Raw genomic sequence first — 21,752 nt, forward strand, 5'->3', positions numbered from 1 at the left:
TTATGAGGATGTTATTCTTTTGGCATACCATTTGACATGTCTTGTTCATATAAGCCAAAATGGAACAAAACGAATCATCTAAATAAATTAAAGTTATGATTACATTAACTTCTCTCTCAAAAATCTATCGTACAAACGAGATTGAGACAGTAGCTCTCGAGAATGTGAACCTGAAAGTGGATCGCGGTGAATTTCTTAGCATAATGGGACCTTCCGGTTGTGGCAAATCGACTCTATTAAATATTATGGGGTTGCTGGATGCGCCTACAACCGGAACAATCGAAATAAACGGCACACACACGGAAGGGATGAAGGATAAAGAACTGGCTGCCTTCCGTAATAAAACGCTTGGTTTTGTGTTCCAGTCATTCCATCTGATCAATTCTCTTAATGTATTGGACAATGTAGAGCTTCCCTTATTATATCGTCGTATAGGCTCTTCCGAACGTCGGAAACAGGCTCAGGAGGTGCTTGAGAAAGTCGGTTTGACTCACCGTATGCGGCATTTCCCCACACAGCTTTCCGGTGGTCAGTGCCAGCGCGTAGCCATTGCCCGTGCTATTATCGGTAATCCGGAGATTATCCTTGCTGATGAGCCTACCGGTAACTTGGACTCCAAGATGGGGGCTGAGGTAATGGAGTTGCTTCACCGGTTAAATAAAGAAGACGGACGTACCATTGTGATGGTGACCCATAACGAGGAGCAGGCCAAACAGACTTCACGCACCATTCGGTTCTTTGACGGACGGCAAGTGCAATAATTCAGAAGCATTACACGAGGAATAAACGTTCATTTTTGATAAGAAAGAGAGTTCATTTGTGGGCAGAGTGTTCATTATCGGACACTCTGCCCAAATATTAAGTGGTTGTTTATAAGTGTATTAATTCTTTGGCATGTCATTTGAACATGATCTTAATAAAAAGAAATAATTTAAAACCATAAGTTTATGATTACATTGACTTCTCTCTCGAAAATCTACCGTACGAACGAAATCGAAACAGTGGCTCTTGAAAATGTGAACCTGACAGTAGACCGTGGTGAGTTCCTGAGCATAATGGGACCTTCCGGTTGTGGTAAATCGACTTTGCTGAATATTATGGGGTTGCTGGATGCACCTACTACCGGAACCATAGAGATAAACGGTACACACACTGAAGGCATGAAAGATAAGGAACTGGCAGCTTTCCGTAATAAGACACTTGGATTCGTATTCCAGTCGTTTCACCTGATTAATTCCCTGAATGTACTGGATAATGTGGAGCTTCCGTTACTGTATCGCCGTATGGGCTCTTCCGAACGTCGGAAACTGGCTCAGGAGGTGCTTGAGAAAGTCGGTTTGACTCACCGTATGCGGCATTTCCCCACTCAACTTTCCGGTGGTCAGTGTCAGCGCGTTGCCATTGCCCGTGCCATTATCGGCAATCCAGAGATTATCCTTGCTGATGAACCTACCGGAAATCTGGACTCCAAGATGGGGGCTGAGGTAATGGAGTTGCTTCACCGGTTAAATAAAGAAGACGGACGTACCATTGTGATGGTGACCCATAACGAGGAGCAGGCCAAACAGACTTCACGCACCATTCGGTTCTTTGACGGACGACAAGTACAATAATAATCATAATACAGTCATTCATCTCAAAATTAGGAAACGATGAAAATAAGAGTAATGTTAGTGGCTTTAGCTCTCACAATGGGGGCAACTTTCAATATGATACAGGCTCAATGCAGTGATGATTGCCAATGTGGTAAAACTACCGGAAGTAAGGGAATCATTGTTGATAACCGTAAAGTTCCCGGTTTTTCTTCTATCCGTCTGGATGCAGTCGGAGATATCATTTTTACGCAGTCCGATCGTTGTTCTGTTCGGATAGAGGGCCCGCAGAGATATGTATCCGAAACTACAACGAAAGTGGAAAAAGAGACTTTGATGATTGGATATAAAGAGAATAACAGCAATTCCAAAAATGTTAAACTGTATATTGCCGCTCCTGATCTGAAGAGTGTAAAATTGCAGGGAGTAGGCAGCTTCAATTGCCGGACCGCACTTCGGTTGGATCAATTGAAGATAACTCTTTCGGGAGTAGGCGGTGCTGAAATTAGTGATTTGGTTTGTGAAACTCTCAAAGTACGGTTGGATGGTGTAGGCAGTGTCAATATCCGGGTGGATTGTGATGAACTGACAGCTCGTGCCGACGGTGTAGGAAGCATGACCCTGAAAGGTAAAGCCCGTAAAGCTGATATTTCTAAAGGTGGAGTCGGAGGGGTTAATACACGCGGATTGAAAGTAGGAGAATAAAAAGAACACAATGATTAAACAATATTTCAAGCAGGCCCTGTCGCAACTTAAGCAACAACCATTGTTGACTACGATAAGTGTGCTGGGCACTGCACTGACCATTTGCCTGATTATGGTAGTGGTGATGCAACAACAGATAAAGACGGTTCCTTTTGCCCCCGAAAGTAACCGGAACCGCTTGTTGCACGTCAAATGGATGAGTGTAGGCAACAAAACCTGGAGTGACGACGGATCAAGTAACGGTCCGATGGGAATAAAAACGGCGAAGGGATGTTTCGAAGGATTAAAAACTCCTGAAGAAATTAGTATATATAGCATCCCCGAGACGATGCAGGTCTCTTTGTCTCGGGGAGTGCGTACAGGAGTGGATGCACTTGAGACAGACGGGGCTTTCTGGCGTATATTCGACTTCTCGTTTATCGATGGCAAGCCTTACTCGGATGCTGAAGCTAAATCGGGTTTGCCCGTGGCTGTTATAACAGAAAGTGTGGCCCGGCTTCTTTTCGGTACTGCTACAAATGTGGCCGGGAAAGAGATTTTTGTGAACGATGCCCCTTACCGGGTGAGTGGAGTTGTGAAAGATGTCTCTTCAATGGCTTCGACGGCCTATGCACAGATATGGGTCCCATATCTGTCAACTAACATCACAGGAGGGGATAATGTATGGAATGATGGTATCATGGGAGCGATGCGGGTTGTGATTTTGGCTCGTAGTTCTTTTGATTTTGATGCGATTCGGGCAGAGTGTGAACGACGTCGTTTGGCGTATAATGCCGGATTGGGAGATTATTTTGTTTTTTACCGGGGTCAGCCGGATGACCAGTTGACCATGTCACAGCATAAGTGGGCAAATGAGCAACCGGATATGGCGGGTTATTTTCGCCAACAAGTGATCATTTTCCTTATTTTGTTGTTGGTTCCTGCCATTAACCTGAGTTCGATGACTCACAGCCGTCTGCGACAGCGTGTGGCGGAGATTGGCGTGCGCCGTTCGTTCGGTGCTACCCGCGGAGGGGTGATGGGACAGATTGTTGCCGAGAATTTGGTGTTGACTTTAATGGCGGGTGTTGTAGGATTATTGTTCTGTTTGCTGATTTCCTATGTGTGGGGCGGTACACTTTTTGCCGATTCACGGCTGATGTATCTCAATACGGCTCCGGTCATTGAGTGGAAGATGCTTTTCAAACTCTCTACGTTTATTTATGCTCTGCTCTTTTGTCTGCTGCTAAACTTGCTCAGCAGCGGGTGGCCGGCTTGGCGGGCATCCCGGATGTCAATCATAAATGCTCTTAGCGGAAAACTCACTTAAACACTACATGAACGATGAATAAAAAATTATTAAAACAAATAGTTAATGAACGGCGTTCGAATGCGTGGTTGTTCGTAGAGTTACTGTTAGTAAGTATTGTGCTTTGGTATGTGGTCGACTATATGTTTGTCACTCTTTATACTTATTTTGAGCCTCGTGGTTTTGATATAGAGAATACTTACAGGGTTGAATTTAATTATCTCACGGAAAAAAGCCCCGATTATATAGCCGGCCGTACGGAAGAGGAAAATAATGCCGATATACGTGAGTTATTAGATCGTTTGCGTCGTCGTCCCGGAGTAGAGGCAGTCAGTATGTCACAAAATTCTTTTCCTTACAATGGCAGTAACAGTGGTATGGAAGTACGTCTGGATACTATGGAAAGGAAGTATAATATCCGGCGGTGGGTGACCCCTGACTTTTTCCGTGTATTCCGTTATCGGGGAGCTAACGGAGAAACACCGGAACAATTGGGAGCTTTGCTGAAAGAGGGTGCTTTTATGGCATCGCGTAATCTTTTTGAATCCCGTTATCATATAGACTTAAAAGATTATATTGGCAAAGAATTTTGTTTGGATCAGGATACAGCCCGGGGTACAAAGTTGTCTGCCGCACTTGAAGTGATTCGTTACGATGATTTTTCGGCCGCTTGCTATAGCCGGTCGGTAGTAATATTATTGCGGGAGGATCAATTGGCATATGGCAATGAAATCTGTCTGCGTACCAGTGATGGTGAACCTGCCGGATTCGCTGAACGGTTAATGAAAGACGCACCATCCCAATACAGAGTGGGGAATGTCTTTTTATCGAAAGTAAATTCATTCCAGAATATTCGTCGTACTTTCCAGTTAGACGATATGAATACTTTACGAAACTATTTGGTGGGGATGAGCTTTTTGCTGCTTAATATTTTCCTGGGATTGTTGGGCACTTTCTGGTTCCGGACGCAGCAGCGTAAAGGAGAGATGGCTTTAATGATGGCGGTAGGCGGCAGCAAGAAGAGTGTCTTTTTCCGTTTGCTCAGTGAAGGCTGGTTCATGCTGCTTCTGGTCACTCCGTTGGCACTGGGCATTGACTGTTATATTGCCAAAAGCGAACTGACACCTTCGTGGCAATTCTCCACGTTCACTGTCGGGCGTTTTGTATTGTGCGAATGTATTACTCTGCTGTTGATGGCATTGATGATATTGGCCGGCATTTGGTTCCCGGCCCGTCAGTCCATGAAAATCCAGCCGGCAGAAGCATTGCGTGAGGAATAAAAGCTTATTGCAATAAATCGTAATCTATCTGCGTTGTTTTCAAGATTATAACGTATATTTGCGTCCATAATCCTGATACAACGCAGTTTTTTTACTATGAACAGACGATCGTATACTATATTTCTTATATCTATCTTTTTATTTCTCACAGAAATATCCACTGCTGCGGAACGCATTTATAATGTTCTTTTCATTCAGTCGTATGCTTCCGAAACACCTTGGCATGGCGATTTGGCCAAGGGATTGAAAGAAGGATTCAGCGAATCCGGACTGAAAGTGAATGTGACAACAGAATTTCTGGATGCCAATTTCTGGACTTATCAGTCAGAGAAACTTATTATGCGGCGTTTCTGCGAACGAGCCCGCGAACGGGGAACGGATTTGATTGTTACTGTCAGTGACGAGGCTTTCCATACTTTGTTGACTTGCGGGGATTCATTGCCTTTACAGTTGCCTGTTGTCTTTTTTAATATAAAATATCCGGAAGGCAGTCTGATCGATTCGTTACCCAATGTGTGTGGATATACGGCAAATCCGGATTTCGGGGAGCTGTTGAGGCAGGCGAACCGCCTTTTCCCGAGTTGGACGGAAGTAGTCTGTATCTCTGACAACAGCCTTCTGAGTTCTAAAGGAAGAGACGACTTTATGAACGAATGGAATGGCTTTGTGAAAGAGCATCCGGAATATACGGTAACTTTCTATAATTCGCAAACGGATACAACCAACAAAATCATAGCTTCCACATGTTATCCGCGCAATACGCACAGGACACTGATTATTGCCCCTAAATGGTCGCCTTTTATGTCATTCATCGGACGTAATTCAAAAGCTCCTTTCTTTTCGTGTGAAAATCTTGCATTGACTAATGGCGCCTTCGGGGCTTATGATGCCGATTCATATACTTCTGCACGTGAGGTGGGGCGGACAGCTTCCGATGTGTTACGTGGGAAGACTCCTTCGGAAGTGGGGATTATTGAATCTCCCTTGAATTTTATGTATGATTTCAAGCAGCTGGTGTTTTTCAAGGTAAATCCCAAGCAGGTGCAGGCTATTGGAGGAACCATTATCAACGAACCATACGGAGAGAAATATCGTTTGCTCTATATCTTACTGTATAGCTCGATATTAGCTTTACTGGTGTTTTTGATAGTGTGGCTGTATCGCATCAACCGCCGCGAATCCCGTCGGCGCATCCATGCCCAGACCCGTTTACTGATACAAAACCGATTGGTTGCCCAACGTGATGAATTCGATAATGTATTCCATTCTATCCGTGACGGTGTGATCACGTACGATACCGATCTCCGTATTCATTTTACGAATCGTTCTTTACTGAAAATGCTGCATTTGCCTAAGGATGAAGCCGCGCGTCCTTATGAAGGATTACCGGCAGGCAGTATCTTCAAGATTTACAATAATGGTAAAGAGATTCTCCGTTCCATGCTCGAGCGGGTGGTAACTGAAGAGGGCAGTGTGGTCATTCCCGAAAATTCGTTTATGCAGGAAGTCCACAGTGGCAGCTATTTTCCTGTTTCGGGTGAGATCGTTCCTATCCGGGCACATGGTAAAATCACCGGAATGGCCCTTTCGGCCCGTAATATATCGGATGAAGAGATGCAAAAACGTTTCTTTAGTATGGCGGTGGACGAAAGCTCCATCTATCCCTGGCAGTATAATATCCGTACCGGTTTATTTACTTTTCCTGCGGGCTTTCTGGTACGCTTCGGGTTTGCAGAGAACAAGACCACCATTTCACGGAATGAGATGGACCGGATGGTTCATCCGGACGATCAGGAGTTGGCGTTCGAACTCTTTAACCGTGCATTGGCAGGTCTGAGCCAGAGTACCCGTATGAGTTTCCGCCAGCTTAGCGGTGACGGCAGATACGAATGGTGGGAATATCGTACTTCGGTGCTTGCAGGACTTACGACAGACACACCTTACAGCATTCTGGGCGTATGTCAGAGTATACAGCGCTATAAGACTACCGAAGAGCAATTGACCGCAGCCCGCGATAAAGCACTTCAGGCAGATAAGCTTAAATCGGCATTCCTTGCTAATATGAGTCACGAAATACGTACACCGCTGAATGCCATCGTGGGCTTCTCCGATTTGTTGAGTGATACCAGTGGATTTACCGAAGAGGAGGTAAAGTTGTTTATTGAGACAATCAATAAAAACTGTGGCCTGTTACTGGCACTTATTAATGATATTCTTGATTTGTCCCGTATAGAGTCCGGTACGATGGATTTCCAGTTTGCCGGGCACAATCTTCCGTTATTGATGAAGAATGTATACGATTCACAACAGTTGAACATGCCTTCCGGAGTCCGGTTGGTATTGAAGTTGCCGGAGAATAGTAAAAAATATCTGGTGACGGATAATGTCCGCTTGCAACAAGTGGTGAATAACCTGATAAACAATGCTGCCAAGTTTACAACACAAGGGTCGATCACATTCGGTTATACGGAGGAAGAGCCGGGATATACTTCTATTTTTGTAGAAGATACCGGAAAAGGTATTTCGGAAGATGGGTTGAAGCATATCTTCGAACGTTTCTATAAAGTCGACAGTTTTACCCAGGGAGCTGGGTTGGGACTGAGTATTTGTCAAACCATCATCGGACGTTTGAATGGAGTCATCACGGTTACTTCGAAGGAGGGAAAGGGAACCCGTTTCACAGTTCGTTTACCGGATACTTGTGAATAAGTACACCGGGGGCGTCCGTCTGCGGACAAACTGTTCATTTTCGGACAGAAGAAGGAGGATTGATTTTAGACGGTGAACGATAAACGGTGAAGGATGAACAAAAGGAGTGGTGGATGACGAACAGGAGAAGAGTGACCAGGAGGGAAGTGGAGTGAGGATTATCATACACTGAACTCTTTCAAATGAATGTTTATGTTATATGGCGAGCTGGAGTGATCGCTGCAACACTCAATATTTGGCACAGGGTTTGCTTTTCTGCCGGTAAATAAACAAATTCTATATGAAACGATCTTTTCTACTCTCTGCTTTTGCCTTCTGTTCGTTGGCATTGAGTGCACAGGAAACACGGGAGATTACCTTGAATGAAGCCATTGCATTGGCGCGTACACAGTCTGTAGATGCAGCCGTTGCTCTCAATGAGTTGAAGACAGCTTATTGGGAATACCGTACGTTCCGTGCCGATTTGTTGCCGGAAGTAAATTTCAGCGGAACTTTGCCAAGCTATGGAAAACAATATAACAGTTATCAGAATGAAGACGGCTCTTACTCCTTTGTCCGCAGTAATAAGTTAGGGCTGAACGGTACGCTTTCCATTGATCAGAATATCTGGTTTACGGGTGGTAAGATAGCCCTGTCTTCTTCACTCGACTTTGTGAAACAGCTGGGGAGTGGTGGAAACCGGCAGTTTATGTCCGTGCCTATCGCTTTACAATTGACTCAACCTATCTTTGGAGTGAATGACCTGAAATGGAATCGCCGCATTGAGCCGGTTCGTTATGAAGAGGCAAAAGCAGCCTTTATCACTGCTACAGAGACTGTAACCATGAACGCGATCACTTACTTCTTTAATCTTCTGCTGGCTAAAGAAACTCTGGGAACCGCCCGCCAGAATCAGATAAATGCAGATCGCTTGTACGAGGTGGCCGGAGCGAAACGAAAGATGGGGCAAATTTCCGAAAATGAGCTTTTGCAATTGAAACTGGCTGCATTGAAAGCTCGGGCTGCCGTTACCGATGCACAGAGCAATCTGAATGCAAATATGTTCCGGCTGCGCTCTTTCCTGGCAATAGGAGATGATCAGGTATTGGAGCCGGTAATACCGGAATCAGCACCCGATCTTAAAATGGAATACAACAAAGTGCTGAATAAAGCATTGGAGCGCAATTCTTTCGCTCATAACATACGTCGCCGGCAGTTGGAAGCTGATTACGAAGTGGCTACCGCACGTGGCAATCTTCGTAGTATCGATCTTTTCGCAAACGTGGGATATACCGGACTGAATAAGGATTTCTCTGCTTCTTATCAAAAATTACTCGATAACCAGGTGGTAGAGGTCGGTGTGAAGATTCCGATTCTTGATTGGGGAAAGCGTCGTGGAAAAGTGCGTGTAGCCAAGAGTAACCGGGAAGTTACCTTATCCAAAATACGTAAAGAACAAATTGACTTTGATCAGGACATCTTCCTGCTTGTAGAGAATTTTAATAATCAGGCACAGCAACTTTCTATTGCCAATGAAGCGGATAAGATTGCACAGCAGCGTTATAAAACCAGTATCGAGACTTTCCTGATAGGTAAAATCAATACACTCGACCTGAATGATGCCCAGAATTCGAAAGATGATGCCCGGCAGAAACATATCAATGAACTCTACTGGTACTGGTATTATTTTTACCAGCTCCGCAGTCTGACGCTGTGGGACTTCCAGAATAATACACCACTGGAAGCCGATTTTGATGATGTTGTGAAGAATTAGTTTGGTTTTAACCCCAAAAAGAGTAGTTTTGCAAATCAAAAAAATAACACTTATGCTTTTAATTATAGATGATGATAGTGGAGTTCGTTCCTCGTTGAGTTTCATGCTGAAACGTGCCGGTTACCAAGTGGTAACTGTACCCGGTCCGCGTGAGGCGATGGAAGTAGTCCGTTCGGAAGCTCCTTCTCTGATTTTGATGGATATGAATTTTACACTTTCCACTTCCGGAGAAGAGGGATTGACCCTTCTTAAGCAGGTCAAGATATTTCGTCCGGATGTTCCTGTAATTCTGATGACTGCATGGGGTAGTATCCAACTTGCCGTGCAGGGAATGCAGGCCGGTGCATTCGATTTTATCACCAAACCCTGGAATAATGCCGCATTGCTGCAACGCATAGAGACTGCTTTGGAGCTTACTGCAACTCCGAAGGATACGCTTCAGGAGCAAAGCGGTTCATTGAACCGGAGCCATATTATTGGCAAGAGCCGTGGATTGACAGAAGTGTTGAATACGGTGGCTCGTATTGCACGAACCAATGCTTCGGTATTGATCACCGGTGAGAGCGGAACCGGTAAAGAACTGATAGCCGAGGCTATCCACATCAATAGTCAGCGTGCCCGTCAGCCTTTTGTGAAAGTCAATCTTGGAGGAATATCCCAGAGTTTGTTTGAAAGTGAGATGTTCGGTCATAAAAAAGGAGCCTTCACAGATGCCACTTCCGATCGTATGGGGCGTTTTGAGATGGCGAATAAAGGAACTATTTTTCTGGATGAAATCGGCGATCTCGATCCCTCATGCCAGGTGAAACTGTTGCGGGTATTGCAGGATCAGACTTTTGAAGTACTGGGTGACAGCCGTCCGCGTAAGACGGATATACGGGTTGTTTCGGCTACCAATGCCGACTTGGCCAAGATGGTAAGCGAACACACTTTCCGTGAAGATCTGTTCTATCGCATTAACCTGATAACCATAAAACTTCCTGCGTTGAGAGAGCGCAGAGAGGATATACCGTTACTCGCCAGACACTTTGCCGATCGTCAGGCTGAGATCAACAACCTACCCCGTACGGAGTTTTCGTCGGATGCATTGAACTTCCTGAGTCGTTTGCCTTTTCCGGGCAATATCCGTGAGTTGAAAAATCTGGTGGAGCGTACGATTCTGGTCAGTGGCAAGGAAGTGTTGGATGCAACCGATTTCGAGAGTCAGTACCAGCGACATGATGAAAGTACGTCAACTGCCTCTTCGTTTGCGGGAATGACACTCGATGAAATCGAAAGACAGACAATTCTTCAGGCATTGGAGCGTTATAAAGGGAACCTGAGCCAGGTGGCTACAGCGTTAGGTATCAGCCGTGCGGCATTGTACCGTCGTTTGGAGAAATATGATATCAGTGATAAGTGACTCGTCGCTTATCATTACTTTTTAATCGTTAATCATCAATCACATGCCGGTAAAAGGATTTTTCTTCATACTTATCTTTCTGTTGTTTTCCATCATGGGCTTTCTGTTCTATGTATCCGAAACCATTGTGGCGAAATATCTCTATATCGCAGAAGGGTTGATGCTGTTCCTCGTTTTATATCTGATTTTGTTTTACCGGAAGATAGTGAAACCAATGAATACGATTGGCAGTGGTATGGAACTTTTGAGAGAACAGGATTTCAGCAGCCGCCTGAGCCACGTCGGTCAACAGGAAGCCGATCGGGTAGTGAATGTGTTCAACCGTATGATGGATCAACTAAAAAACGAGCGTCTCCGGTTGCGTGAACAGAATCATTTTCTTGATCTGATGATTAACGCTTCACCTATGGGTGTTGTCATTATGACACTGGATGAAGAGGTATCCCAACTAAACCCGATGGCGATGAAGATGATGGGAGTCCGTCCGGAAGAAGCCGAAGGCAGGAAACTGTCCGAGATCGATTCGCCGCTTGCCATAGAACTGGCTGCCATTCCGAAGGGAGAAACCAGCACCGTGCGACTGAATGATTCAAATATCTATAAATGTACTCATTCTTCGTTTGTGGACCGCGGCTTCCAGCATCCTTTTTATCTGATGGAAGGATTGACAGACGAAGTGATGAAAGCGGAGAAAAAGGCATACGAGAAAGTGATCCGTATGATCGCGCACGAAGTGAATAATACAACGGCAGGGATTACTTCTACACTGGATACAGTCGAACAGGCATTGTCTGAGTCGGATGGTATGGAAGATATTTGTGATGTGATGCGTGTCTGTACGGAACGTTGTTTTTCTATGAGCCGTTTCATTACCCGTTTTGCCGACGTGGTGAAGATTCCCGATCCCCGTCTTACTCCGATCAACCTGAATGACCTTGCATTCAGTTGCAAACGCTTTATGGAGGGGATGTGCAATGACCGGAATATCCGGTTACAACTGATATGTGATGAATCATTGGAGGATGTGAAACTGGACGCCTCCCTGTTTGAGCAGGTATTGGTGAATATTATTAAAAATGCGGCTGAAAGTATCGGGAAAGACGGTCAGATTACCATCCGCACCTCATCACCTGCTGCTATCGAAGTGGTGGACAATGGGCCCGGCATAACAAAAGAGACTGAAGCAAAGCTCTTCAGTCCCTTCTTTTCTACCAAACCCAACGGACAAGGTATCGGCCTGGTCTTTATCCGTGAAGTTTTAAGCCGTCATGGCTGTACGTTTTCATTGCGTACATACGCTGACGGACTGACAAGATTCAGGATTTTATTTCCGTGATTCCTGCCATCTCTGGGCATATTCATCCAGTATCCGTTTGATTCCCTGGCCTATTTTGACATAATCCTTTTCATTCAGGTTGGCAAGTGATACACGTACGCTCCATTCCGGTCCGGCAAAACCGCCACCGTTCAGCAATACCAATGAGGTTTCGTTGGCGAGGCGGAAAACAACATCCAATGGGCTGTACGTTTTCTTGAGGTAGTCTACAAACTCTTCTCCGTAGAATATCTTAGCCCACACCAGCATATCTATCTCACTATAATATCCTACACGCAGCGGATCGTCCACCAGTGAGAATCCGGTATTATCCCACAGAGCTTTCAGGCGTCTCCGGATGATCTCCTGCATCTTGTTTTTATACCGGTTCTCTTTATCCAGTATGGCAAAGGAAGCGAAGAGGCTCATCTGCGTCTGTTGCGGCAGAGACAATCCGGCTGTATGATTGAGCGCCACTTGGCGGCTGTCGGCTACCATGCGGTCGATGAATTTTAATCTTTCGGGGGCAAGGGTCAGACTGGAGTAACGCTTATTGAGGATTGCCTTTTGTTCTTCCGGTAAGTGGGCTATCATCCGGTCAAAAATATTCTCTTCGTGCAGAGCGATTACGGCATCGCGCCATCCGGTAGCCCCGAAATATTTGGAGAAGGAATAGACGCACAAAGTATTTTGCGGCAGTTCGGCCATCAGCGAGCGGAAATGCGGACTGAATGTACCGTATACATCGTCTGTGATAATCATCAGGTTCGGATTGTCTTTCTTCACGATATCTACAATCCGTGCGGCAGTTTCAGGACTCAGTGTATAACTGGGTGGGTTACTGGGATTGGTAATGAAGAGTGCTTTGATCTGCGGGTTTTTCAGGCGGTCTATATCTTCGTCTTTGTATTGCCAGGTGTGCAGCCCGTCTGCTGTCATCTGGTCCGCAGATATTTCCGTAACGTTAAATTCATAGCGTCTCAATTGAGGGATTTCAATATAGGGGGTGAAGACAGGTACCATCAAGGCGATTCCATCTCCTTTATTGAGCAGGAAGTTTTCTTGCAGAGAGTCGAAAACGTAGCACATGGCTGCCGTACCGCCTTCGGTTGCGAACAAATCGTATTTGCCCTTTGGCGGACGACTGTCGCACATTTCCTGTGCCAGATAGTCTTGTACAATCATCTCGGTAAACTGGAGGATGCGGTCCGGTACCGGATATTGGTCACCTATTACCCCTTCTGCCCATTCGTGGACAAGAGTGTCCGGGTCGGCGGCATGTTCCAGTAACATGTATTGATAGGTTCCTTTTAATAGTTCCGCACCCGGCTGGCTATGATTGGTTTTGAGAAAAGTCTCAAAGCGGGCGGCAATCCCGTCTTTTTGCGGGATACCAGCAATTCCTTCCGGCAAGTACATCACGTGCCGACATTCTTCCAGTCCGAATTTACCTAAAAGGAAGAAAGCTTCACGTGGAGTGGTGGCAATCCAGTTCGGGTTTCCACGTCCGGCATTCAGCATGGTATGAGCTATCTTTTTGATGCTCTCATCAGCCATTTCAATCAGTCTGTTTTTCAGTTCGAAAGGACTGATACTCTCCATCTTTTTAGCAAAACTTTTAGTTACTGCTCCGTTGTTTTCATTACTTTTCATTATTATGTCAGGGTTATGTTTAGTTAATATCAAAATCTATTTTACATGAGTAACACAATTACGACTCCCCAGATAATCAGGAGAGTATTTCCCACAGCATACGTCACTGTATATCCCAAAGCGGGAGTCTCGCTTTCAACAGCTTCCTGGATGGCACCTAATGCGGCGGTAGTAGTACGTGCACCTGCTGTGCATCCCAATATCAGTGCCGGGTGGAATTTGAAGAGATACTTTCCCATAAGTATGCCTACTATCAGAGGAATGGAAGTAGCCAGTGCACCTACAATGAACAGGCTTAGCCCCACTTCTTTGAATCCCTGTACGAAACTGGGACCTGCAGCGATGCCCACGACAGCAATAAACATGTTTAGACCTACGTTGTCCAGTATCCAGAGAGCAGGTTCGGGAATACGTCCGAAAGTCGGATGTTTGCTCCGTAGCCAGCCAAAGAACAATCCTCCGATCAATGCGCCTCCACTGGTGCTGAGACTGATGGGGACACCACCCATGTGGATACTCAGGGCACCTATCAGTCCTCCGATCAGAATACCCAGACCAACGAAAATCATATCTGTCTGGTTGGTTGGACGATCGGCGTACCCCATTTTCTTGGCAGCTTCATCCACTTCGTGTTTGGTCCCTACCAATTCGACAATATCACCTGCATCCACAATGGTTTGTGGCAGTACCGGTATATCGATACCCGCCCTTTTGATACGGCGTATGCTGACACCGTGCATGAATTTCTGTGAACGTATTGAACTTATTTTTTCTCCGGCAAAGGTTTTTCGGGTTACCATGACGGGCAATACTTCAGCCGGAAAGTCCAATAACTGAGGATCCAGTACCTCGGGACCGATCCAATCTTCCTCGCCGATAACATATTCACGGCGACCACTCAATACCACCTCATCCCCTTTCCTGAGAATCAGGGTCGGGGTGATTTCTTTTACGATAACTCCGGCTTGTCTGACACGTTCGACAAACAGGTGCTTGTCATTCTCCTGGAAATAGCTTTCAAGATCTGATACCCGTTTTCCGTCACCAAACCACTCATTATCTACTTTATAAGCCCGGAAAGTCACCGGACGTGCAGCGGGCATAAAGCCGGGTTGATCCGCTTCGCTATTCCCCATTTTAGCCTCCAATTCTTTACAGGCGGCTTTTACTTTATCGAGTCCGCCCAATAACTTGGGGCCGAGAGAGCCCAATACCCATGCCGAACCCGCCGTGCCGAAGATGTAAGTTACGGCATACGATACCGGGATAATATTATTATAAGCCTCTTTTGTTTCAGGAGATATGTTTAGTTCATTGATCGTATCTCCTGCCACGCCTATGACAGCCGATATCGTCTGTGAACCGGCCAGTAATCCGGCTGCTTCCCCTACATTGTAACCCATAATTTTAGCCAATATCCAGGGAATAATCAGACAGAATACACACATGATGGCAGCAAATCCCATTTGGGGGAGTCCGTCCTTTTTCAGTCCCCGAAAAAACTGCGGACCGACTTTATAGCCGATAGCGAATAAAAAGAGTAAAAAGAAAACAGATTTAATGGGGCCGTCGACCGTAATGTTCAATTGCCCCACAAGGACACCTACCAGCAATACGCTTGTAACGACACCCAGGCTGAACTTTCCGATTTTTATTTTGCCAATCCAAAACCCTACGAAAAGGGTCAAAAAGATGGCAAGCTCGGGGTGAACCCTAAGTTGATGAATAATCCAATCCATAGTTAATTTGTTTAGGTTTAAATTCTCATTAAAAACAGCTTGTGCAAGAAAGTGTTTTGTTAAACGGGCTATTCTTATATCATTGTATAAATTATTAACGTTATCTTTGATGCGTTAAATTGTATATTGTTTTGAAGAGTAAATTTCGTAATTTCTTTTTGGCCTTTGGCATCCTGGCCGTCATCATCATGCTGTTCACTTTCGATGTGTCTTATGATGAACTGCTGGACAACCTGCGGCGTGCCGGATTTTATCTGCCGCTGGTTCTGGTCCTTTGGCTTTTCATCTATCTGATTAATACCCTTTCGTGGTATATCATCCTTCGTAGCAGTGGTTCGGTGAATTCATTGTCGTTCGCCCGGCTCTATAAATTCACGGTTTCCGGTTTTGCGTTGAATTATGTCACTCCCGTGGGACTGATGGGAGGGGAGCCCTACCGGATTATGGAGCTTACCCCCTATGTTGGAGTGGAGCGTGCCACATCTTCGGTCATCCTGTATGTGATGATGCATATCTTTTCGCATTTCTGTTTCTGGCTCAGCTCGGTATTGATTTATGTCTTTTTTTATCCGGTCGGTTGGGGGATGGGCATTGTCTTGGGGTTGATCACACTCTTCTGCCTCTTACTTGTCACTCTTTTTATCAAAGGCTACCGGAACGGTATGGCTGTGGCATGCGTACGTCTGGGTAGTCATATCCCTTTTTTGAAGAAGCGTGCAGTCCGCTTCGCGGAACTTCATAAAGAAAAACTGGAGACTATAGACAGTCAGATAGCTCTGCTTCATCAACAGCGAAAAAGTACCTTTTATTTGGCATTGAGTTTAGAGTATACCGCTCGCATAGTGGGGTGTCTCGAAGTCTGGCTGATTCTGAATGTATTGACTACGGATGTCAGTTTTGTCGGTTGTATCCTGATCGTTGCTTTCTCTTCTCTACTGGCCAATCTGCTTTTCTTTCTTCCCATGCAATTAGGGGGCAGGGAAGGAGGCTTTGCCCTGGCGGTAGCCGGTTTGTCTTTGTCCGGAGCATATGGGGTATTTGCCGCTCTGATTACGCGGGTGCGGGAGATGGTTTGGATTGTTATCGGGCTGATGCTGATGAAGATAGGAAATCGGAAATAGAGTAATGATGAAAGGGTACCTTTGATAAGTTTTTTGATATACAGAGAGATATTCTTTGTTGTAACTATGAATGTAAGCTATGACAGTTTATGTAGATAGAAGTATTTCCAGACTATGAAAGATCAGAGGGCATTAGGCAAATAGTATCGAAGTATGATTTGATGATTAGTTCAGAAAATGAAATTTGCCTCTCGTAGTTATTAGGATGTAGCTTAGAGAATATGAGTTTGTAAAGGGGGAAACTGTTTTGAGTGGCTATATCGGATTCACGTTGGTATAAATATTATCATAGGACTATTCCTTTGTTTATGCTTTTACAATAATGCGCCAATAATCGGCTTTGTCCGAATCTTTTATACATAGTCATGGAGAACTTTAATACTCTTTTCAGCGGTTCGTTTAGATTCCCTATTTTATAATAGACATGCCTTCTATTGTTAAAGAAAGTGCTGGTATAACCAAACCAAGTCTATTATTTTTGCTTTTGTTCGACTATAAAATTCTTTTGCAATACATTGTTTACACCGAACTTTTCTTCATTTACAAGATGCTTTTCAAGGGTGCTATTTACTCTGTTGGCTACTTCTTCCGCCGATATTTTACCATTTGCATTCCAGTTCAGATTATAGAAGGTCGTGAAGAAAGAGTGGGCTTCTGTTTTATAACACCGTTCTTTTTCGTGCAAGAAGTTCGGCTGTTTCTCTGTTAGTTCTCTCTTTTGCTCAGACCGGAGTTAAGTTGGGGAACGTGTCGATATGTAGTTCACCATCCATTACAGTCTAGTCTCTGTGAATAAGGTGGCTTGCCAATCCTTCAAAGATAACTTAATCGGAATAATTAGTTAATTTTAACAATGATACTATAAGTATGTCAGATATGTTATCTGGAATTATCAATTTTGACATAAGTAATATTACAGTAAGTGTAAAAAATGGGTAGTCCTTCTGTAAAACCACCCTTGAAAAATTATTTTGTATCCATAATTTTTCTTCTTCTATCTGTAAAATCTCATGTTTTAGCCGGAATTAAGCCAGATTTTTACTTCCTAATAATTTATTATTATCGGAAGTTGCTTCACTATCAGATAAATTATATAAATTTGCTCTCTGATTAAAACATTTTACCCTATAGCTAATTTGAATAGACTGAAAGTAGTACTTGCAGAACAACAGAAAATAGGAAAATGGCTTGCAGGACAAATTAGGAAATCCAACTGCATTGTGAGTAAATGGTGTAGTAATTCAGTTCAACCGGATATTAAGACACTCAACGACATAGGCAATGCCCTTAACTTAATATTGATGTAAAAGATTTGATTGTCAGCAGTAACAAATCATAAACAACTTATTGTCATGGAGGTAAACAAGAAAGAACTTAAAGAACAAGAGATACGCACTCTGTTAATTACTCCTGCACTTCAACAAAAAGGGTGGGCAGTAAGCGTAAATATGCGTGAAGAATACTATTTTACGGACGGTCGAGTACTTGTTGTTGGCAACCAGCACTCAGTAGCAGAGGGTAAAAAGGCTGATTATCTATTGTACCACAACGGTAAACCTATCGCAGTGGTTGAAGCAAAAGACAACAAGCACACTGTTGGAAGTGGTATGCAGCAAGCTATGGATTATGCTTTAATCCTTGACTTGAAATTTGCATACTCCAGTAATGGTGATGCTTTCTTGGAACATGACTTTATCACAGGTAAAGAAACTGAGATTAAGTTAGAAGACTTCCCGACAGAAGAGGAGCTGTACAACCGTTATCTTGCATCCAAAAACTATACTCCTGATGAACTTAATATTATAGAGACCCCATTCTACTATGATGCCCATAGTCATGAGCCAAGATATTACCAACGTATAGCCGTTGACCGCACTGTTGAAGCCATAGCAAAAGGGCAACAACGTGTACTTGTGGTAATGGCTACCGGTACGGGTAAGACTTTTACGGCATTCCAGATAATCCATAGGCTCCATAAGAGTGGAGCAAAGAAGAAAATCCTTTATCTTGCAGATCGCAATATCCTTATAGACCAAACTATGACTCAGGATTTCAAGCCATTCAAGAAGTTTATGACTAAGATAACTTCAGTTGGAGAGGGTGAAGAAAAAATTGATTCATCGTATGAGATGTATATGGCTCTGTATCATCAGTTGGTTGGAAAAGAAGGTAGGCCCGACCCCTTCTTGGAAGTTCGGCCAAACTTCTTTGACTTGATTATAGTTGATGAGTGTCACCGAGGAAGTGCCAAGGACGATTCAGCATGGCGCAAAGTTTTGGAATATTTCAATACGGCTACTCAAATAGGTATGACAGCCACTCCTAAAGCCGATGAAGGGGCGAATAACCTTGATTATTTCGGTGAACCTGTGTATACCTACTCGCTACTTCAAGGTATCAACGATGGCTTTTTGGCTCCGTATAGGGTTACTGCTGACTTTATCAACGTTGACCTGCAAGGCTGGATTCCTGAAGAGGGTGAGATAGATTTGTTAGGTAAGGAGATTGAGCAGAAATTATATCAAAGACAAAATATAGGGCGTGACCTTGCTATTAAGTTAAGACGCAAGGTTGTAGCAAACAGAATTACCAAAATGCTGCATGACATCGGTCGTATGACAAAAACGATTGTATTCTGTTCTGATATTGAGGAAGCAGCAGAAATGCGAACTTTGCTTATCAATATGAATAGTGATTTGTGCAAGAAATCACCTTACTATGTAACACGCATTGTCGGTGAAGATAAGGAGGGTAAGAAACAATTGGATAACTTTATTAGTGTGGATGAGCCTTATCCAGTGATTGTAACCACCTCCGAACTTCTTTCTACTGGTGTGGACTGTAAAACCTGTGGCTTAATCGTCATAGACAAAGAAATTGGGTCTATGACTGAATTTAAGCAAATTATAGGGCGTGGTACACGACTCAGAAAAGATAAGGGAAAGTGGCATTTGGAAATCCTTGATTTCCGCAATGCTACTGCAAAATTCAAAGACCCTACATTCGATGGTGATCCTGAACCTCCTAAGGGAGGTGGTAAAAAGCCCAAACCATATAAAATAATTGATGGTCCATCAACCGTAGTTTCCGAGCCTCATGAAAAATATATTATCAATGGAAAGGATATCCGTATTGCCCATGAGATAGTATCTGTGTTAGGCGAAGATGGCAAGACGATGAGAACAGAAAGTATTCAATCATTCGCAAGAACGCAATTATTGCGTCATTACCAAAGTCTGAATGATTTCATACAGACGTGGACAGAAGCTGAACGCAAGCAAGCTATAATGGATGAATTAAAGGAGTATGCCATCCTGATAGACGCTGTCCGTGAAGCAAATCCGGCATTAAAGGATGCCGACATATTCGATGTGATATGTCACGTTGCGTTTGACCAGCCTCCATTAACAAGGAAAGAGAGAGCAAATAATGTGAAGAAGTGTAACTACTTCGGAAAATATGAAGGTAAAGCACGTGAAGTGTTGGAGGCTCTTCTTGAAAAATATGCAGAGAATGGTATTCTCGACTTTGAAAAAGCAAACATCTTGGAGATACCTCCATTCAATAGCATAGGAAAACCAACTAAAATTATAAAACTATTTGGTGGCATTGCCGGTTATGAGCAAGCTATCAGAGAATTAGAGTATCAGATATATAAATTGGCATAAAAATGGCAGTAAATAACATTATAAAGCGAATCCGGAATATCATGCGTCAGGATGCAGGTATCAATGGTGACGCACAGAGAATTGAGCAAATGACTTGGATGATCTTCTTGAAAGTTTACGACACTCAAGAAGAAACATGGGAATACAAAGCATCCAGAGAGAGTAAAACATATCAATCTATTATTCCCAAAGATTTGCGTTGGCGTAATTGGGCGGTAGATGAGAAAGACGGCGAAGCATTAACAGGTGAAGCTCTACTTTCCTTCGTCAATGAAAAGCTATTTCCTGCATTGAAAAATCTTCCCGTAGATGCCAATACACCACGAGCTAAGAGTATTGTCCAGGAAACATTTGCCGATTTGAACCAGTATATGAAGAATGGAACGCTTTTGCGTCAAGTAGTCAATATTGTAAATGAGATTGAATTTGATGATGCTGACGACCGTCACACATTCGGAGATATTTACGAAGGGATATTGAAAGACCTGCAATCGGCAGGGAACGCAGGTGAGTTCTATACTCCACGTGCTTTGACTGATTTTATTGTAATGATGCTTGACCCGAAGTTGGGTGAGACCTTTGGTGACTTTACCAGTGGTACAGGGGGCTTCCTTACCTCTGCCCTCAATTATATGGGAAAGAGTGTACGTTCAGCCGAAGATGGAGAAAAACTGCAAAATGCAGTTGTTGGTCAAGAATGGAAGCCGTTACCCTATCTTTTGAGCATCACAAACTTGCTGCTTCACGATATTGAGGCACCAAACATAGCTAACTGTGATTCGCTTGGAACAAACGTAACGGATTTCAAGGAAACCGATAAGGTTGATGTTATCGGTATGAATCCTCCATACGGAGGCAGTACGGAAGATAGCGTAAAGAACAACTTTCCATTGCGCTACCGTTCAAGTGAAACTGCTGATTTGTTTATCGCACTTATCATGTACCGTCTTAAAGCAGGTGGCAGATGTGGTGTGATTATTCCTGACGGTTTTTTGTTTGGTACGGACGGAGCAAAACTTGCGCTTAAAGAGAATCTTCTACGCAAGTTCAATTTGCATACCATCATTCGTTTGCCGGGTTCTATATTCTCTCCATATACATCTATTGCTACCAATATCCTCTTCTTTAACAATGAAGAAGCAGAGGGTTGTGAAGAAGGATTCAAGACCAAAGAAACATGGTTCTATCGTCTTGATATGCCGGAGGGGTACAAGCACTTCTCAAAAAACAAGCCGATGAAGGTTGAGCACACTCTGCCCATTCAGGAATGGTGGAATGACAGGAAAGAGATTGTCAGTAGTGAAACAGGAGAAAAGAGCCGTGTGTTTACTGCTCAACAGTTGCTTGATTTGAATTGCAATTTTGACCAATGCAAATTTCCGAAGGAAGAAGAAGAGATATTGCCTCCGGCAGAATTGCTCAAACAATATTTTGAGAAACGTGCCGCACTTGACTATGAAATAGACAAAACACTTTCTGAGATTCAAAAGATTCTCGGCATAGATATAAAATCTTGTAACTGATAAT

The 21,752-nt window shown here is 43.9% G+C and carries 14 protein-coding genes and 1 pseudogene; 12 read left to right on the plus strand and 3 right to left on the minus strand.

Features of this window, described 5'->3' with window-relative positions; genetic code table 11:
- Window positions 1–95 precede the first annotated feature (95 nt).
- The 9 genes from R3O62_RS11605 to R3O62_RS11645 all read left to right on the plus strand — a co-directional run bounded on the left by R3O62_RS11605 (window position 96) and on the right by R3O62_RS11645 (window position 12,065).
- Complete coding sequence (locus R3O62_RS11605) at window positions 96–761, plus strand: ABC transporter ATP-binding protein (protein ID WP_005776276.1); 666 nt, start codon at window positions 96–98, stop codon at window positions 759–761.
- 186 nt (window positions 762–947) lie between these two features.
- On the plus strand, window positions 948–1,613 hold the full coding sequence (locus tag R3O62_RS11610; RefSeq protein WP_005776280.1) for an ABC transporter ATP-binding protein: 666 nt from the start codon (window positions 948–950) through the stop codon (window positions 1,611–1,613).
- A 39-nt stretch (window positions 1,614–1,652) separates the two neighbouring features.
- Window positions 1,653–2,297: a GIN domain-containing protein gene (locus tag R3O62_RS11615; protein WP_032536877.1), complete on the plus strand. Its 645-nt coding sequence runs from the start codon at window positions 1,653–1,655 to the stop codon at window positions 2,295–2,297.
- Between the two features lie 10 nt (window positions 2,298–2,307).
- The gene (locus R3O62_RS11620; RefSeq protein ID WP_269110163.1) at window positions 2,308–3,606 is read left to right on the plus strand and encodes an ABC transporter permease; all 1,299 of its coding nucleotides are present in this window, start codon (window positions 2,308–2,310) and stop codon (window positions 3,604–3,606) included.
- 14 nt (window positions 3,607–3,620) lie between these two features.
- Window positions 3,621–4,865 carry an FtsX-like permease family protein gene (locus R3O62_RS11625; RefSeq protein WP_269110164.1) on the plus strand — a complete coding sequence of 415 codons (1,245 nt, stop codon included), beginning with the start codon at window positions 3,621–3,623 and terminating at the stop codon, window positions 4,863–4,865.
- 96 nt (window positions 4,866–4,961) lie between these two features.
- Window positions 4,962–7,574, plus strand: a complete 2,613-nt coding sequence (locus R3O62_RS11630; RefSeq protein ID WP_317472666.1) for an ATP-binding protein — start codon at window positions 4,962–4,964, stop codon at window positions 7,572–7,574.
- A 280-nt stretch (window positions 7,575–7,854) separates the two neighbouring features.
- Window positions 7,855–9,327 carry a TolC family protein gene (locus tag R3O62_RS11635; protein ID WP_005809422.1) on the plus strand — a complete coding sequence of 491 codons (1,473 nt, stop codon included), beginning with the start codon at window positions 7,855–7,857 and terminating at the stop codon, window positions 9,325–9,327.
- 52 nt (window positions 9,328–9,379) lie between these two features.
- The gene (locus tag R3O62_RS11640; RefSeq protein ID WP_005776286.1) at window positions 9,380–10,729 is read left to right on the plus strand and encodes a sigma-54-dependent transcriptional regulator; all 1,350 of its coding nucleotides are present in this window, start codon (window positions 9,380–9,382) and stop codon (window positions 10,727–10,729) included.
- 43 nt (window positions 10,730–10,772) lie between these two features.
- Window positions 10,773–12,065 carry a sensor histidine kinase gene (locus R3O62_RS11645; protein ID WP_032529886.1) on the plus strand — a complete coding sequence of 431 codons (1,293 nt, stop codon included), beginning with the start codon at window positions 10,773–10,775 and terminating at the stop codon, window positions 12,063–12,065.
- Here R3O62_RS11645 and aspD read toward each other — a convergent pair.
- Window positions 12,054–13,697, minus strand: a complete 1,644-nt coding sequence (aspD, locus tag R3O62_RS11650) for an aspartate 4-decarboxylase (RefSeq protein ID WP_005809417.1) — start codon at window positions 13,695–13,697, stop codon at window positions 12,054–12,056. The two genes, R3O62_RS11645 and aspD, sit on opposite strands and share 12 nt — an antisense overlap.
- Window positions 13,698–13,738: 41 nt before the next feature.
- Window positions 13,739–15,436 carry an aspartate-alanine antiporter gene (aspT, locus tag R3O62_RS11655; protein WP_005776290.1) on the minus strand — a complete coding sequence of 566 codons (1,698 nt, stop codon included), beginning with the start codon at window positions 15,434–15,436 and terminating at the stop codon, window positions 13,739–13,741.
- Window positions 15,437–15,567: 131 nt separating this feature from the next.
- On the opposite strand from aspT, the gene R3O62_RS11660 reads away from it, so the two are divergent.
- Window positions 15,568–16,557, plus strand: coding sequence for a lysylphosphatidylglycerol synthase transmembrane domain-containing protein (locus R3O62_RS11660; protein ID WP_317472665.1), 990 nt, complete (start codon window positions 15,568–15,570; stop codon window positions 16,555–16,557).
- Window positions 16,558–17,074: 517 nt separating this feature from the next.
- Here R3O62_RS11660 and R3O62_RS11665 read toward each other — a convergent pair.
- Window positions 17,075–17,408, minus strand: a pseudogene (locus R3O62_RS11665) (AAA family ATPase); the annotation flags it as partial.
- 501 nt (window positions 17,409–17,909) lie between these two features.
- On the opposite strand from R3O62_RS11665, the gene hsdR reads away from it, so the two are divergent.
- Together hsdR and R3O62_RS11675 are read left to right on the plus strand one after the other, a co-directional pair.
- Window positions 17,910–20,225: an EcoAI/FtnUII family type I restriction enzme subunit R gene (gene hsdR, locus R3O62_RS11670; RefSeq protein WP_032529889.1), complete on the plus strand. Its 2,316-nt coding sequence runs from the start codon at window positions 17,910–17,912 to the stop codon at window positions 20,223–20,225.
- A gap of 2 nt (window positions 20,226–20,227) precedes the next feature.
- On the plus strand, window positions 20,228–21,748 hold the full coding sequence (locus R3O62_RS11675) for an HsdM family class I SAM-dependent methyltransferase (protein WP_010992487.1): 1,521 nt from the start codon (window positions 20,228–20,230) through the stop codon (window positions 21,746–21,748).
- The last annotated feature ends 4 nt before the right edge of the window (window positions 21,749–21,752 follow it).

Source organism: Bacteroides hominis (assembly GCF_033042785.2).
Lineage (GTDB): Bacteria > Bacteroidota > Bacteroidia > Bacteroidales > Bacteroidaceae > Bacteroides > Bacteroides hominis.